The following is a 16,744-nucleotide window of genomic DNA, read 5'->3' as shown; positions in this document are numbered from 1 at the left end:
GTTAATAATAAGCGGTGAAATCCATCTTACAGCAGCCAGTCTAGTAAAAGTAGAAAGGATAAGATGGATACTCAGCCTATTGCTGAACTTATGAGGTGTCAGAAGCTCCAAGAGAGATGCTTCATGCAGAATAAGCAGAAGAATCCATCCTATTAGATGCCGAATTAGCAAGATTGTAAGAATAGGATGAATAACGCTTCCTAAAAAAGAAATCCGACCCGATCCAAGCAAACCTAGTGAGGTTACTTGGAAAAGGACGGATTTCTTTGGTTACTAGATTAAGATTAGCACCCTAACGCGCATAAGTATGCTGAGGGGCAAGCATCTCGCGCAAGTAGCGGCCCGTTAAGGAGTCGCTGCTGGCCGCAACCTCTTCCGGCGTACCGGAGGCGACGACCGTACCGCCTTTATGTCCGCCGTCCGGCCCCATATCGATAATATGGTCGGCAATCTTGATCATATCGAGATGATGCTCGATGATAACGACGGTGTGGCCGGCATCCACGAGCTGGTTCAGGCAGTCGATGAGCCGCTGAATGTCGCGCAGGTGGAGGCCCGTTGTCGGCTCGTCGAGCACGTACAGGTTATGCGAGCCGCGCTTCACCTTGCTCAGCTCGGTGGCGAGCTTGATACGCTGAGCTTCGCCGCCGGACAAGGTAGCCGATGATTGGCCGATCTGCAAATAGCCAAGACCAAGATCGTTCAGCACCGCCAGCTTGCGCGCGATATAAGGCTGATCGTCGAAGAAGGCAACGGCATCCTCGATGCTCATATCGAGCACCTCCGCGATGTTCTTCTCCTTAATGCGTACATCGAGCACGCTTTCGTTGAAGCGGGCGCCCTTGCATACCGGACATACCGCTTCGACGTCGGGCATGAACTGCAGCTGCGTCGTGACCGTTCCTTCGCCTTGGCAATGCTCGCAGCGGCCGCCGTTCTTCTGATTGAAGCTGAAGTCATGCTTCGTGAGCGGACTGCCTTCCGCGCTTGCCGCCTCGGCATACATCTCGCGAATGCGGTCGAAGAAGCCGACGTAAGTGGCCGGATTGGAGCGGGAGCTGCGGCCGATCGGCGATTGGTCGATCGTGATAATGCCGCTAAGCTGCTCATGTCCTTCCAGCGCGTCATGCTCGCCCGGCACGATGCGGGCGTCATGGAAGGTTGCATAGAGCTGCTTGCACATGACTTCGTTAATGAGCGTACTTTTGCCCGAGCCCGATACGCCGGTAATGCACACCATAACGCCGAGCGGAATATCGACGGTAATGTTCCGGAGATTATTCGCCCGCGCGCCGCGGATGGTAAGCTTCATCCCTTGCGGCTGTCTGCGCTGGGCAGGGACCTCGATTCTTCGGGCGCCAGTCAGGAATGCGCCCGTAATGGAGTTCGCCTCGGCGCGAAGCTGCTCGACCTTGCCTTCGGCGATAATACGGCCTCCGCGCCGGCCCGGTCCAGGCCCGACCTCGATAATATGGTCGGCGCTGCAGATCGTGTCGATGTCATGCTCGACGACGATGATCGTATTGCCGATATCGCGCAGCTTCTTCAGCGTATCGATGATGCGCATGCTGTCGCGGGCATGAAGGCCGATGCTCGGCTCATCCAGCACGTAGAGCATGCCCATAAGACCCGAGCTGATCTGCGTCGACAAGCGAATACGCTGCGCTTCGCCGCCGGAGATCGAGTCCGAGCGTCTGCCAAGACTCAGATAGTCGAGTCCAATATCGAGCAGCAGCACGAGCCGCGACTGAATCTCGGCCGTAATCTGACGGCCGATGACTGCGGTTTCTTCCTTGAACGTCAGCCCGTCGAGGAAGGAATGCAGCTCTTGAAGCGACTTTTGGCATAGCTCATGTATATCCGCGCCGCCGACTTTGACATGGAAGCGCTGCGGCTTCAGCTTGCGTCCTTCGCAGTCCGGGCATGTGTGCTCGATCATGACGCGCTTGTAAAATTCTTCTTCAGCAGGACTCACTGCCTTGCGCTTCAGGTACAGCTTATACCACCAGTTGATCATATGGACGAGTCCGCCGTAGCTCATCGGCTTGCCGATATGGCGGGCTTGCGTTTTGCTGATTTCATCACCGGGCGTGAACGGGAATTTCTCTCCGCGCGACCCGTAGAAAATAAGGCTGTGCGCCCAATCGGGCAGCTCCCTGAGCGGGGTATCGAGGCTGAAGCCGTAATGCTTCGCCAAGCTGTTCAGCATCGCCCAGTTCCAGGTCGTATTGTTCGTTCCGAGCATCTTCGGATCGAGCGCGCCTTTGTTGATGCTTTTGTCGGCGTTCTTCACCAGAAACTTCGCTTCCGCGCGCATGAACGTTCCGATGCCGCCGCAGGTGCGGCAGGCGCTGTCCGGGTCGTTGAAGGAGAAGTAGTTCGGCTGCAGCTCGCCGAGCGTCAGATGATGCTCCGGGCAGGCGAAGCCTCGGTAGAAGTCATCGGTATTCACTTGCTTGCCTTCAGGAACGCCGGTAATCTCGAAGCGGATGAAGCCTTCGCCCACGAGCTTCAAGCTGTTCTCGATCGTTTTGGTGAGCAGCTTGAACACGTTTGACTGTACGACCACTTTATCGATCACGACCTCGATCTGATGCTCGATTTCCTCGTCTAGAGCAATCGGGTCGCCCAAGCTGAACCGCGAGCCATCGATGATAACCGTACGGAAGCCTTTGGAGCGAATTTCGTCGAACGTCGTTTCATAGTTCTCGCCGTAAATTTTGTAGATCGGCGCGAGCACCTCCAGCTCCGTGCCCATCGGCAGCTGCTGGATACGATCGATCATTTGGCCGGGCGTCCGAGCCGGAACTTTATGATCGCAGAACGGACAGCCCGCATCGCTTGCCGAGGCGAACAGCAGCCGCAGGAAGTCGTAGATGTCGGTCATCGTACCGACTGTCGAACGCGGATTGACGATCCCTTTTTTCTGCTCGATCGCAATGACGGGAGATAGACCGAAGACGAAGTCGACATCCGGTTTCTTAAGCTGATTCATTCGGCTCTTCGCGAAGGTGGACAGCGATTCGAGGAATCGCCGTTGTCCTTCGCCGTAAATGACTTCGAACGCGAGCGACGACTTGCCGGAGCCGCTGACACCTGTAATGACCGTCAGCTTGTCGCGCGGAATGTTAACATCGATATTTTGCAAATTGTTCTGCCTTGCTCCGCGTACTTCAATAAATTGCTTCATACGTCGATCACATCCCCCATTGCGGTTCGTCCATATTTTCGAATAAATAGGCAGGTTCGCTTAAGCTCACCCGGCTAGCAGGAGTCGCCTTCGTGTCTGATTCCAGCTTAGCGATCAAGCCCTGTTCGGCCAGCCAGTCACAGCCCGTCGTAATCGCTCCCGTATCGAGATCGATGACCGGTTTGAACTTGTGCATGATGTCGATTGCGGTACGAACGTCGGCTTCCTCCTTCAAGTAGGCAAGCACGGGAGCGAATAGCCGTTCGGCTCGCTCGCTCAAATACACGTTAATGCTCTTAAGCGCATCGTTCACTTTCTCCTCGTGGGCATTGGCCGCAACGAGCTCCGAATACACCGTCCGAAAAAAATCCGGGTTGTACGTCAGCGCCTGCTGCACGCATTCGCGCATCGGAATATCGCCATTCAACAGTACCTCGATCTGGGACAGCGTATCGACCATCTTGATGATCCAAAAGGCGCTGTACGTGAAGTCGCGCTTCACGTATTGCCACTTCTCGGCCTTCGCCAGCAGCGCGAGGGAGAAGCAGCTAAGCTGCAGCAGCCGAAGCTGTCGGTCGCGTTCGCCTACATAACGAATCTGCTCGAAATACGATTCGATGGACGAGTCCTTCGTGAACAGCAGCGTGCTGCGCACGAGCATCGAATGACCGAACGAGCCTTGGACGGTGCGTTCCATATCGCGCTTGAAGTCGTTCCTCGTCGTAATGCTTGCGTTGATCGGCACATCGATCTCGACGAAGGTCCGATAGCCGTATTTCAGCTTCTGATCGTGCACGATCAGCTTCAGGTCGATGTCCGATTTCTCCCATACCTGATCGTAGGATAGGCTGCCAAGCAAGATGACGGCGATCACTTGGTCGTCTTGTTTCGCTTTGTCGACGAAGGTTTGCAATGCTGCGCGGAAGACGGCAGTCATGGCGTCCGCTTGTGTGTATTGGTTCATATAATTACCTCCATCCTATAGATGCCGCTGCACCTGGAATGCTATCATTTAAATAAGACTTTTTTTCCAAAATAGCGATTTGCTCGTTTCTTGAATTCGTTGCAAGAAATGGAAATCCTGTTTTTCAATACAACACATTTCTGGGAGGTATAAATGATCTATGGCTCGCAAATGGCTCATAGCACTCATTATCGTAATTGGATTGATTCACTTGGCAACGCTGTCGGTCGACAGCACGCCGCTGCACTGGGTATTGAAGCTGACTCCGATGCTGCTTATTATCGCGCTCGCGGTCACTTCCCCGCCTGAGGGAAAGTCGGCTCGCGCTTACAAAACGCTCATTGTGATTGGGCTCGTCTTCGGCATTGCAGGCGACGCGTTCCTCTTGGTGTCAGGCGATACTTCGTTCATGTTCGGGCTTGGCTCTTTCTTGATTGGTCATTTGTTCTATATTGTGGCCCTGCTGCCGCGTGTGCGTTATTCGCTTCTCGGCTTGCTTGCTGGCTTGCCTATTGCTGCCTACTTAGTATTTATGATCATGAAGCTGCACGAGAGCATCATGGCGGACAGCTCCCAAAGCGGCTTGTGGATTCCGGTGCTCGTCTACGTTCTCGTCATCGGCACGATGTTCGTGGTTGCCATTCTATCGCGTAACATGCATGCGGCGATTGGCTCGCTATTTTTTGTCGCGTCGGACTCGATCTTGGCCTGGAATAAGTTCATTGGTGAAGTAACGATGTCCGGCATTCTCATTATGGCGTCGTACTTCACGGCCCAACTGCTTCTGGCAGGCAGCATTGCGAATGTGTTCAGAAGCAAATAATAATACTCTTTTCCAATTATTTTCACCGAATGTGCCGTTCTCAAAGGATGCCGGACAACTTACAATGAAGGTACTAGCCTTATCGGATTCTATTAAAGGGGGATGCGTATGCCTTCGGATAAGATGGAAGTGTTGATCGTCGATGACGAGCCTAGGCAGAGGCGCGGGCTTGCGGCCATGCTTCGCTCCTTGCGTCCCGACTACAGAGTCGGCGAAGCGAAGAACGGCAAGGAAGCGCTCGAGTACGCGAAAGGCAGACAGCTCGACATCGTCTTTACCGATATTCAGATGCCGATTATGAACGGCCTTGAATTCGCCGCAGAGCTGGGCAAGTCATGCCCGAAAGAACCTAAAATCGTTTTTGTAAGCGTATACCATGAATTCGATTATGCCCGGAAGGCGATCCGGCTTGGGGCAAAAGATTATTTGGTGAAGCCCGTGAGCGCGGAAAATCTTGACGGCGTATTGCTGGAGCTGGAGAATCAGCTCCTCCAAGAGAGTTCGGCCATCGCGGAGACGCGGCAGTTGACGGAGGAGCTGGCTCATACAAAGCCGATCTATCTGGAGCATCTGCYATTCAAATGGATGACGGGCGAGCTGGAGACAGCGGAAAAAAAGGAGATCGACCAGCACTTCGACATCCGAGGACATGGAACGGTGTTGATCTTGGAGTCGCATTGCACGCAGGCTTCGGAAGGAAGCCTGGAGTGGCGGAGCATCCTGAAGCGGGCGGCAGCACAGGCGCTTGGCAAATGGGCCATGACGTATATGCTAGCGCCCGAGCATGAGCGAAACAAGCTGTATATCCTTGTCCAGTGGAAGACGGGCGCGCAAGCCGCGGATGGGCTGAAGCAGCTTCAGCAGGCTCTTGCAGGATTGGAGACTGTGCATGATAAATCGATCGGCGCGGGTATCGGCCATGAAACGCACCAGCTTGAAATGGATGTGAAGGGCTGTTACGAGAGCGCGGCGATGGCGCTTGAATATTTGTATTATTTTCGCGATGGCAGATGGGTGTCCGCGGAGCAGCTGCGCGCCGAGATCGGAAGCTGCCCGACGGGCAGCATCAGCGTGAAGGAAAACGGCCGGCTGGAGCAGGCGGTAGCCGGAGGTCAGGTCGAGCAAACGATTCAAGAGTGCATGGCGATATTGGATAAGCTGGCGGCTTCCAGACCTTCACCGTTCCGCATGAAATGCAATGCGATTCAATTGCTGCTCTCCTGCTTGAAGCAGGCTGAGACGATTATGGACGATCGCCATTATGCCTCGCTTGGCCGCGAGATCGAAGAGCAATTGCTTGCGACGGATTCGCTTACAGCAACGAAGGCGACGGCGTCCAGCTTGCTCGGCGACATCGTTAATCAGATGAAGAAGGACAGGGGCTCGCGAAGCGAGCTGATTATGCAGAAGTGCCGCGAATATATCGAGGACAATCTGCATGAGGATCTCGGACTCGAGGTCGTCGCCCAGCATTTTTTTTACAACGCTTCTTATTTCAGCATCCTGTTCAAAAATCACTTCAGCATTTCGTTCACCGATTTCCTTGTAAAGCTGCGTATGCAGAAAGCGCGCTCCCTGCTGCTAGAATCGGATAAGCGAGTGGCTGATATAGCCAAGCAGGTCGGTTACAAGGACATCAAATATTTCAACAAAGTATTCAAAAAAACGTTCCTCTACTCGCCGGAGGAGTTCCGCAGAATGTTCGCCACTACTTAACCCGCAAATGAGGTCAGCCTATGCTCTTGATTCGAAAGCTTGCAGCTCTGGTCGCCAATGCCAAGTTCCGCATTAAGCTGATCGTTTCTTATTTTTTGCTTGTCAGCATCATTATTCTTATTCTAGGATTCACGTACTACCAGATCAGCGCCAGCAACATGCTTATGAACGTGAGGAGCAGTCTGGGCAACGTCGTGTTGAACAACAACCAGCTGCTGGACGAGAAGCTGGAGGCGATACGGGGCAAGAGCGACGTCTTGCCTGTCGATAGCGAGCTCTATCAGATCATGATCGGACTGAAAATGTCGGATAACGAATCGTTATTGAAGGCCGACCGCCGCCTGACGGAACTGCTGTTCCAATATTTCGGGGGCAATGACGACATCTATGCTACCTTCATCGTAACGCGGGACTATACGTTCGGGAACGGAGCGAGGATGTACGTGCCGTCCGCGGGCTTCTTCAATTCGGAGCTGGATCTGCTCGCCGAGCGGGCTCAGGGCGATCTCGCCTGGATTCCGACGTACGACTTCGCCAAGACGTTCAAGGACCGGCATATGGAGACCGTTTCCTTCGAGTACAGCCATCTCATATCTGCCGTTAAGGAACTCAACCTCACCTATATCGACGAGGAAGGCATTTTCCATACGCTCCCGCCGGGGATCGAGCGGCCGGTGCTGATGATTAATTTTACGACGGACGACTTCGGCAAGCTGTTCGCGGATTATGCGGGCAAGAATGAATACCGCAATCTATCCTACGGCATCGTGAGCCCGAAGGGCGACGTGATCGTTCATTCGGTGCATGAGCAGGAGACAAGCCGTGAAGCGCCGCCGTGGCTCGAGGAGGCATACAGGCTCGGGGACGGCAGCTTCGAGAAAGTGATCGACGGCAAGGAAATGCTCATTAACTTCGACAAGATGGAGAGCACGGGCTGGATGTCCTTCGTCGAAATTCCGGTCGAGGACGCGCTGTACGGGCTAAAGTCTCTGCAATCGGTATCGGTTCTGTTCCTTGCGGTTATGCTGCTTGTATCGGCGCTGCTTGCTTACCTGATGTCGATCTTCATTACGAAGCCGATCATTCGGATCAAAAAAGCGATGAAGATGGTTGAGCGAGGCAACTTCGATATTCGCATTCCCGAGAAGGGGCGCGATGAACTCGGTCAGCTGACCCGGATGTTCAATCATATGAACGGAAGAATTCAGACATTAATCGAGGAAAACTATGCTTCAAGGCTTAGGGAAAAGGAAGCGGAGTTGATGGCGCTCAACCTGCAGCTTAATCCTCATTTTCTATACAACACGCTGACGACGATGTATTGGATAGCGGTCGAGAACGGGCAAGAGGAGATCAGCACTATCATGCGCAACTTGGCCGAGATGCTGCAAACGTCTACGCGTAACAAAAACGAGACATGGCCGCTGCGAACGGACCTCGATTGGCTGGAGAAATATATTTTCATCATGGCGAGCCGATTCCAGAATCAGTTCCAGGTAAGCTTCGAGGTGGATGAGAGTTTGCAGGAGATGATGGTGCCGAAGCTGTTCCTGCAGCCGTTCGTCGAGAACGCCATTATTCACGGATTCGCGGAGATTGAGGAAGGCGGTGTCATTGCCGTCAAAGGCTGGTACGAGGACGATCAAGTGATGTTCTCCGTGGAGGATAACGGGGCTGGCTTTGGCAAAGATGCCATGGATCGGATGAAGTCCGGCGAGAGCGGATCTACGGGCATGCCCAATGTAGAGAAGCGCATTAAGCTGTTGTACGGGAACAGTCAGGGGATCGACATCTACTCTCTTGCAGGGAAAGGCACCAGAGTCGTTATTCGTATGGGTTCGCGGACGGGGGGACAACGGAGATGAAGACKATGAGATTCAGATTCGTATGGTTGCTTATGATTTGCGCCATGCTTGGGGCGTCGGGCTGCAGCTTCGTGGAAGGCGGAAACGGCGGCACATCTGATGGGGATTCGGGTGCAGGCAACGACCCGTTCACGTTCGACGGCCATGAAAGGGTCACCCTGACGTATGCGTCTTGGGGATCGCCGAACGAGAAGCAGGTGCAGGAGCGGATCGTCGCAAAGTTTATGGAGAAGTACCCGTGGATCACGGTCAATTATTTGTTCGTGCCGGGCGATTATGTGAAGCGGTTAACGACGCTGTATGCCGCGAACAAAGCTCCTGATGTATTCGTGCTGTACAAGCACACGGCGCTGCAATGGGCGGAACAAGGGAAAATATACAATCTGAACGAGTTTCTGGGGCAAGACGAGGATATTAATGAAGATATGTTAATCCCCAATGCAATCATGTACTGGGCTTCGGGCAAGGTTACGGGAATTAAGGCGACGGAAGAATCGTTCGCGCTCTACTACAATAAGCAAATGTTCGAAGAAGCAGGCGTAGAGCTGCCCCCTTCGCGTGCGGCGGATGCATGGACATGGGACGAATTCGTTMATTATGCCAAGCGGCTGACGCTTGACGAGGACGGCAACAATGCGTTGTCGCCAAGCTTCAACCCGGGTGAGATTAAGCAATACGGCGTGCGGTTCAACGCATGGGCATGGCATTTGTTCGTGCCGTCCAACGAGGCGAGCGTCATCAAGGAGGATGGAAGCGGTCTTAATCTCGATGAACCAGCTGTGATCGAGGCCGTGCAGCGGTTGGCGGATCTAATCTACGTCCATCATGTAGCACCGTCCCCGATTCAGGAGAAAAGCCTGCCTACGCCGGATATCGCGCTTCAGAGCAAGAAGGTGGCGATGGATATGAACGGCCAGTGGGTGCAGCTCGATCTTGCGGCAACGGGGATCGACTACGGCGTCGGCGTGCTGCCGATGCTGAAGAAGAGCGTGACGGTGCAATTCGGCGAACCAGTCGTGATGTCCCAATCGACGAAGCACCCGAAGGAGGCGTGGTTGTTCTACAAATGGCTGCTCGACGCGGAAAGCGCCCTCGATATGCATGCAAGCGGCTTATGGATGCCGATCGCGAAGGATTATTATACGAAGCAGGAGCTGATCGACAAGTGGGCGACCGTCACTCCCGGCCATGCCGAAGGGTATGAGGATGCCGTCATGCGGCAGACGCTGGAGAACGGAGTCAACTCGTACGATTACTATGTGAAAAATATTGAGAAGATCAATGCTATATTAAACCCCGCGCTGGATCAAATTTTTCTTGGCAAAAAAAGCGCCAAAGAAGCATTCGAGAGCATCATGCCGAAGATTAGCGCCGAGTTTAAGGGGACATATCCGTGAACGGGAGGAGATGGAATAGTGGGATCGGAAATCGGAGGTTGGGGAGGGAACTGCTGCTTCTGCGTTATGAGGGAGCTCACTAAATAGTGAGGAGAACCTCACTATTTGTGGCCGATTTCGGCATGATCGTGCAAGATATGAGGCAAACCTCACTGCTCGTGAACTTAGGTTCATGGCAAGTGAGGTTTGCCTCATTGTTTTTGTATTAGAGCTAGAGTTGCCTCCAAACATCCCACCAAGCACATTAGCGGCATTTCGTCGAACTAATTCGGGAAGTTCAGCCGAATTGTGCGTGTAACGGCATATCGTCGAACTAATCAAGGTATTTTCCTTCATCATGCCAAAACCGCCCCAGTAGAGTCCTGAAATCGAACTAAATGAAGCGTTCAATCACTTTCCCCGTAAATAGTTTCCCCAAACTACACTATCCAACTTATGTGCCGCTCCATCCAGCACCGTCCCTGTCTCTTCCTGAAACCGAACCCAATAAAAAGCTCCTAATCCAATGATTTTCCGAATTGTTGTAAATGAAAGCGTTTGCTAATCTAAGGTTGTCATTCGCTGCAGCGTGACGACACGTTTCTGAAGGCGGTCCTATAACCGAAAAACTGGAGGAACTTTAATGAAAAAAGCAATTGCAGGTTTGCTTAGCTTTTCTCTCATAGCGACGACAATAATAGCGGGGTGCAGTTCGAACAATACAGATAATAACACAGGCACGAATGCAGGCGCGGACGGAGCTTCCGGCAGCAAAGTGAAGCTGACAGCGATCATTACGAAGCATCCGCTTACGCAGGAACTATCGAAGATGAAATGGCTCCAAGAGGCTGAAGAAAGAGCTGGCGTCGACATCGAATGGCAGGAGGTTACGGCGGACTGGGATCAGAAGAAAGGCGCGCTGCTAGCGAGCGGCGATGTTCCCGATCTCATCGTCGGTCCGAACGCGATTACCGATGCGGACTTCGCACAGTTCCCGGGCTTGTTCCAGGATCTGACGGAGCTCGTGGAGAAAAACGCGCCGAACGTGCAGACGATGTTCTCCGAGAAGCCGGAAACGAAGGTTATCGCAACGCAGCTCGACGGCAAAATCTACGGTCTTCCGAAGTATCAGCGGTTCTGGCCGGGAACGGCAACGAGACAATTCATTAACCAAAAGTGGCTCGATAATCTCGGTCTGCAAATGCCGACGACGTGGGATGAGCTGTACGACGTTCTGCTTGCCTTCAAGGAGAAGGACGCGAACGGCAACGGCGATCCGAACGATGAGATTCCGATGGACTTCGCGCCAACGGGAACGGTAGCCTTCGGTTTCTTCATGCCGACGGTGCTGCTCGGAAGTCTAGGCATTACGCTGACGGACGCGAGCGGCTTCGGGTACTTCGTCGAGGACGGCAAAGTGAAGAACTTCCTCGTCGACGACCGCTATAAGCAGGTTGTGACATTCCTGAACAAGCTGTACAGCGCGGGGCTGATTAGCAAAGAAGCATTCACGCAAGACTATACGAAGTACCAATCCGTAGCTCGCGGTAATGGCGATACGGCGGCGGTCGGCTTCACATGGGGCTGGGAAATCACGGACCGCGTCGGCAATACGCTTGCTCCGCAGTATTCGTTCATGTCGCCGCTTAAGGCAACAGCGAATCAAACGGAACAAGTCTCATGGGACTATGACTTCAACGCGCTCAACTATGGCACGAACATGGTTACGATGTCGGCTAGCACGAAGAACAAAGAGGCAGCGATGAAATTCATCAATGAGTTGTATGATCCGAAGGTGAGTATGCAAGTATTGTTCGGCTCGCTCGGCACGAATATTGAAGACAAGGGCGACGGCAGCTACGCGATCCTGCCTCCTGCCGATGCGGCCATGGATCCGGGCACTTGGAAATGGACGTCCTCATGGGCCGATAACGGTCCGATGTACATTTCCGATTCCCTTAACCTGACTCTTGGCACCGACATGCAATCCGTTGGCAAGCAGACCGAACCGCTGCAAGCCGCGCTTGACGCCGTCGACAAGGAGAACGACGTATTGCCGAGCATGTTCATCAAGTACAGCACGGCGGACAACAGCACGCTTGGCATTAACAATACGAATCTGATGAACTTGGCACTCGCTAAGTGGGCGCAATGGATTACGGCTGGCGGTATCGAGTCCGAGTGGGATGCTTACCTGAGCAACGTGAAGAAAACCGGACTTGCAGATAATCTTAAAATTATGCAGAAGTACTACGACGAGTACATGAGCAAGTAATCAAACGATGGCGTCGCCGAATGCTTCGTTCCGATCTTTTTATAGCGACGGTCGGGGCATTCGGTTCAGGCGTTAAGGGGAGTAGGGAATGATGGCCGCTCAAACGAAAGTACTGACTCGCAAAAACGTAAGCAACGGCCTCGGAAGGAAGCCGTCGATCGTCCTGGAGTTCGTTCGGGACTATCAGCTATGGCTCATGATACTGCCGGCTATCGTCGTCATTATCCTCTTCAACTACATTCCGATGTACGGCATTCAGCTGGCCTTCCGCGATTATGATTTTACGAAGGGGCTTACGGGCGGCGAATTTCGGGGACTGTTCTACTTCAAACAATTCATAGACAGCTATATGTTTGCCGACTTGATGAAAAACACGATTATTATCAGCTTAGCTACGATCGTGCTCGGTTTTCCGGCGCCTATATTACTCGCGCTGCTCATTAATCAGGTCAAATGGAAGCGGGCGAAGAAGACGCTGCAGACGACCGTTTATTTGCCTCATTTTATATCAATCGTCGTTATGGTCGGTCTGATGAACGTGCTGCTCTCGCCTAATTCGGGCATTATCGGCCACCTGCTGTCCTCGCCGGGGATGGGGGAGACGAACGTTCTTGCCTCAACGAATACGTTCGTGCCTGTCTACGTCTTGTCCGACATTTGGCAGCATTGCGGCTGGAACAGCATTATATATTTGGCCGCGTTATCGACAGTCGATCCGCAATTATACGATTCCTCGAAGATTGACGGCGCGAACAGATGGCAAACGATTCGCCATATCGATCTGCCGGCTATCCTGCCGACGATTATTATTTTGCTCGTGCTGAGCATGGGCAGCGTTCTGGGTACGGGATTCGAGAAAGTGTTTCTGATGCAAAATGCGCTCAACCTGCCGGTATCGGAAGTTATCGCAACGTACGTCTACAAGATAGGTATTATTTCGAACCAGATCAGTTACTCCTCGGCCATCGGTTTGTTTAATACACTAATTAACTTTATCTTCTTATTCGCTGCCAATGCGATCTCGCGGCGAGTCGCGAATATAAGCTTATGGTAATGGGGGCATCGCTATGGGATTCACGCGCAAGTTCGGCTTAGGCGATAAAATGTTCGATGCCGCCGTCATCGTGTTAGGCCTCTTTGTTTTCCTGATCGTCGCGTATCCGCTGTACTTCGTCATCATCGCTTCTGTCAGCGACTCCACACTTGTGGCAACGGGTAAGGTCACGTTATTTCCGAAGGGGTTCAGCATGTTCGGCTATAACGAGATTATGGGCGATTCGCGAGTATGGACAGGGTACAAAAATACGATTTTGTATACGACGCTAGGCACATTCGTAAACTTATTGTTCACCCTGCCTGCGGCCTATGTGTTGTCGCGGAAGGAGTTCCGCGCACGGCGAGTGCTGATGCTCGTATTCGTTATTACGATGTTTTTCAGCGGGGGACTGATTCCGACTTACTTGCTAATGAAAGGCCTGCATATGACGAATACGATGTGGGTATTCATCTTCCCGTTCTGCGTCAACGTGTACAATCTGATCATTACGCGTACGTTCTTCGAGAGCTCTATTCCGAAGGAGCTGTACGAGGCGGCGGCGATGGATGGCTGCTCGCACTTCGGCTTCTTCATGAAGGTGGCGCTACCTCTCTCCAAGGCGGTCATCTCCGTCATCGGACTCTATTATTTGGTGGCGCATTGGAATGATTTCTTCACGGCGCTCATTTACGTCAGAAGCAACACGCTGCAGCCGCTTCAGATCGTACTTCGGGACATCTTGCTATCTAACCAAGTATTCTCGGGTGGGGCTGGCGCTGGCGGAGCATCGGGAGGTTATGCGCAGAAGTATGCGGACCAGATCAAATACGGCGTGATTATCGTGTCGACGCTGCCGATCCTGTTCGTCTATCCGTTCATCCAGAAGTACTTTGAGCAAGGCGTCATGATTGGTTCGGTGAAGGGGTAATTTTGGAAACATTGTCCCCTGTTTGACGTTTAGTAAGTAATACTTTGCTAAGCTGTAGATAGGGGGTGGGAAGTTGCGACAAATGTTAATGATTGCGCTGATGCTGATGATTGCGGCAGTTGGATCAGGCTGCTCGGCTGCAGCTGATATCAATGAGCCTATTAGTTTAGGTCAGCTGTATCCCGGAGAGATCGAGCGAGTAGATCGGATGGAAATGACAAACGGGTCTACTGGAGAGAAGCACACTTATGAGGCTGCTGAACAAGTGCAGAGCTGGTTGAAGTCAATACAGAATATCGAATTGACGGTATCAATCGATCAGAGCAAGAAGGACAGATTCCTCTATTCCGTCTCGTTGTTCGAGGGCGACAAGAAGACAATGAGCTTCACGCCTAACTTCATTAATGGAAAGTATTATGAAACGGATGACAAAGTTGTTGAAGTGGTTGAGGTGTTGTTCGAGATGTAATGAAGTGGAGGATTAGTAGAGGCTGCAAGGGCTAGTTATAGTCCTTGCAGCTTCTTTTTTATTTCCAACAATTTCAAAAATGGTATACTAGAACTAGTAGACTTTGGAACTATATGTATTGAGACGAGGCACGGTACAAAGGATTTTGATCAGACAAAGGACGTTATAGGAAAGTCATCATAACAAGAATAGGAGAAAAACTATGTCGTATGATTTAGAAAAATATCTAGTTATTGCAATTTCTTCAAGAGCGCTATTTGATCTTTCACATGAAAATAAAATATTCGATAGTGAGGGTTTAGATGCTTATATTAAGTACCAGCTGGAGAACGAGGAGAAAATACTCTCTCCTGGTGCTGGGTTTCCAATCGTACAAGCAATATTAAGGCTTAATGTGGTTTCAAAAAGAAAGGCAGAAGTTGTTATAATGTCACGGAATAATATTGACACTGGATTAAGAATTTTTGCTTCTKCTGAGCATCATCATTTAGATATTTCACGAGCGGTTTTTACAAGTGGAAGATCTATAGTTCCATACTTAAAACCCTTTAAGGTTGATTTATTTCTATCTGCATCAGAGGAAGATGTTCAAGAAGCAATAAATCAAGGAATAGCAGCTGGCTTAATATATACTTCAAAAAGTGRTTATATGTCAGAAATTGATGAAATCAAGATTGCATTTGATGGTGATGCGGTTTTGTTTTCAGAAGAATCTGAAGAAATATATCAAACACAGGGATTAGAGGCATTTCTAAAGCATGAAAAACAAAATGCAAGGCAGTCACTGCCTGAAGGACCATTTGCAAAACTGCTAAAGACAATTTCATTCTTACAATTCGATGCGAAGTTGGACAAAACACCAATTCGAACAGCTTTAGTAACAGCAAGGAATTCACCCGCACATGAAAGAGTGGTAAGAACACTAAGGGCTTGGAAAGTAAGAGTAGATGAGTCATTCTTTCTTGGTGGAGTTTCAAAGGCAGAAGTTTTACAAGCATTTGGCGCACATATCTTTTTTGATGATCAAGATACTCACTTAGAACCCGCATCAAAATTTGTACCAGTTGCAAGAGTACCAATTAAGAAAATTGCTATTACTGCTCCTCAAATAGCCAGAATAAAGAAGTCTGTAACAGAAACATAAAAAGAATTGCCTTATTTCCGGCAGGAATAGAGTTGGATTCGGAGAGGCATTTCAGTTTAGCGGAAACGGAATCAGCCGGACACATCGGCACTGACTAATCATATCTGAAGGTACCTTATGTTGGTGAGACATCGTGAACACAACAACGTGATATATGAAAATGAAAAATAAAAAAGATCATAGAAATGGATGGAATCAATATGTTGGTCAATTTAATCATTGGTATTGTAGGATCATTAATTTCTGCAACATTGGTTTTTCTATTTGCTTCTTGGTTTTCCCAGACAACAAGAATAGCATTGACTGCTATTGCATCAACTTTCTTGAGTATAGAAATTAAGTATGTATTTAAAGATGGAGATGCAGCACAAAAAACTATACATGAGTCATTGAAACGCTCAAGTACTGTAAGAATACTTGCTGGGAGAGGAAATGAATTTCAGGGAGTATTTTATTCTCCATTGCTAGAAATAAACCCGAAAATAAAAAAGAAAATACAAATTTTATTGCCGGATGTCATTAATTCGCCAAGAGGTGTTGACTGGATAGCTTATAGGGAAAATGAATTATCGCAAGTAGATAATGCTTTTGGAAAAGATTTATTGAAGCAACAAATAAAAACGGTATATCACTTTTTATCTTATTATCATAATGAAGGAACGATTGAATTGAAAGGTTATGATGCACCACATATAGGAAAAATTATTATTACTGATGATTATGTTTTCTTAACACCATATAGTGCTACAAGTCATGGTAGACAATCACGTATAACACAGTATGGTAGAGGTGATATCTACGAATATTATGTCCGTTATTTTGAAATGGTTTGGGAAGATTCTAAGGAAGTATTTAATGAACAGCAAAATGCATGAATATGAAGGTATCTCAAGTCACCGTCATCTAACACCATATTCACGCACCGGCATTTAACATAACATCGGTCCGGCAGGAGTAA

General features: G+C 50.4%; 12 protein-coding genes. 10 read left to right on the top strand and 2 right to left on the bottom strand.

What is annotated here, in order from left to right; all coding sequences use genetic code 11:
• Positions 1 to 292 precede the first annotated feature (292 nt).
• Positions 293 to 3,190, bottom strand: a complete 2,898-nt coding sequence (gene uvrA, locus AB4Z33_RS04040) for an excinuclease ABC subunit UvrA (protein ID WP_442048680.1) — start codon at positions 3,188 to 3,190, stop codon at positions 293 to 295.
• Between the two features lie 7 nt (positions 3,191 to 3,197).
• Entirely contained in the window at positions 3,198 to 4,154 is a 957-nt protein-coding gene (locus AB4Z33_RS04035) for a hypothetical protein (RefSeq protein WP_442048679.1), read from the bottom strand.
• 160 nt (positions 4,155 to 4,314) lie between these two features.
• Here AB4Z33_RS04035 and AB4Z33_RS04030 point away from each other — a divergent pair, with 160 nt between their 5' ends.
• From AB4Z33_RS04030 to AB4Z33_RS03985, 10 genes are all read left to right on the top strand, one after another.
• On the top strand, positions 4,315 to 4,977 hold the full coding sequence (locus AB4Z33_RS04030; RefSeq protein ID WP_442048678.1) for a lysoplasmalogenase: 663 nt from the start codon (positions 4,315 to 4,317) through the stop codon (positions 4,975 to 4,977).
• 108 nt (positions 4,978 to 5,085) lie between these two features.
• Positions 5,086 to 6,693: a response regulator transcription factor gene (locus AB4Z33_RS04025; RefSeq protein WP_442048677.1), complete on the top strand. Its 1,608-nt coding sequence runs from the start codon at positions 5,086 to 5,088 to the stop codon at positions 6,691 to 6,693.
• A gap of 20 nt (positions 6,694 to 6,713) precedes the next feature.
• Positions 6,714 to 8,558 (top strand): sensor histidine kinase, encoded by a 1,845-nt coding sequence (locus tag AB4Z33_RS04020; protein ID WP_442048676.1) that lies wholly within the window; start codon positions 6,714 to 6,716, stop codon positions 8,556 to 8,558.
• Positions 8,555 to 9,955, top strand: a complete 1,401-nt coding sequence (locus AB4Z33_RS04015) for an ABC transporter substrate-binding protein (protein WP_442048675.1) — start codon at positions 8,555 to 8,557, stop codon at positions 9,953 to 9,955. The genes AB4Z33_RS04020 and AB4Z33_RS04015 overlap by 4 nt, the downstream gene beginning before the upstream one ends.
• 622 nt (positions 9,956 to 10,577) lie before the next feature.
• Positions 10,578 to 12,209 carry an extracellular solute-binding protein gene (locus AB4Z33_RS04010; RefSeq protein ID WP_442048674.1) on the top strand — a complete coding sequence of 544 codons (1,632 nt, stop codon included), beginning with the start codon at positions 10,578 to 10,580 and terminating at the stop codon, positions 12,207 to 12,209.
• Positions 12,210 to 12,405: 196 nt separating this feature from the next.
• Entirely contained in the window at positions 12,406 to 13,263 is an 858-nt protein-coding gene (locus AB4Z33_RS04005; protein ID WP_442048790.1) for an ABC transporter permease, read from the top strand.
• 49 nt (positions 13,264 to 13,312) lie between these two features.
• Entirely contained in the window at positions 13,313 to 14,173 is an 861-nt protein-coding gene (locus AB4Z33_RS04000; protein WP_442048789.1) for a carbohydrate ABC transporter permease, read from the top strand.
• 73 nt (positions 14,174 to 14,246) lie between these two features.
• Positions 14,247 to 14,642 carry a hypothetical protein gene (locus tag AB4Z33_RS03995; protein WP_442048673.1) on the top strand — a complete coding sequence of 132 codons (396 nt, stop codon included), beginning with the start codon at positions 14,247 to 14,249 and terminating at the stop codon, positions 14,640 to 14,642.
• Between the two features lie 202 nt (positions 14,643 to 14,844).
• Complete coding sequence (locus AB4Z33_RS03990) at positions 14,845 to 15,786, top strand: 5'-nucleotidase (RefSeq protein ID WP_442048672.1); 942 nt, start codon at positions 14,845 to 14,847, stop codon at positions 15,784 to 15,786.
• A gap of 185 nt (positions 15,787 to 15,971) precedes the next feature.
• A complete protein-coding gene (locus AB4Z33_RS03985) occupies positions 15,972 to 16,661 on the top strand; it encodes a hypothetical protein (RefSeq protein ID WP_442048671.1) in 690 nt (229 codons plus the stop codon).
• The last annotated feature ends 83 nt before the right edge of the window (positions 16,662 to 16,744 follow it).

Source organism: Paenibacillus sp. 2TAB19 (genome assembly GCF_052115185.1).
Lineage (GTDB): Bacteria > Bacillota > Bacilli > Paenibacillales > Paenibacillaceae > Pristimantibacillus.
Note: the sequence above shows the minus strand (reverse complement) of the source record. Positions and strands in the feature narration are given on the sequence as shown.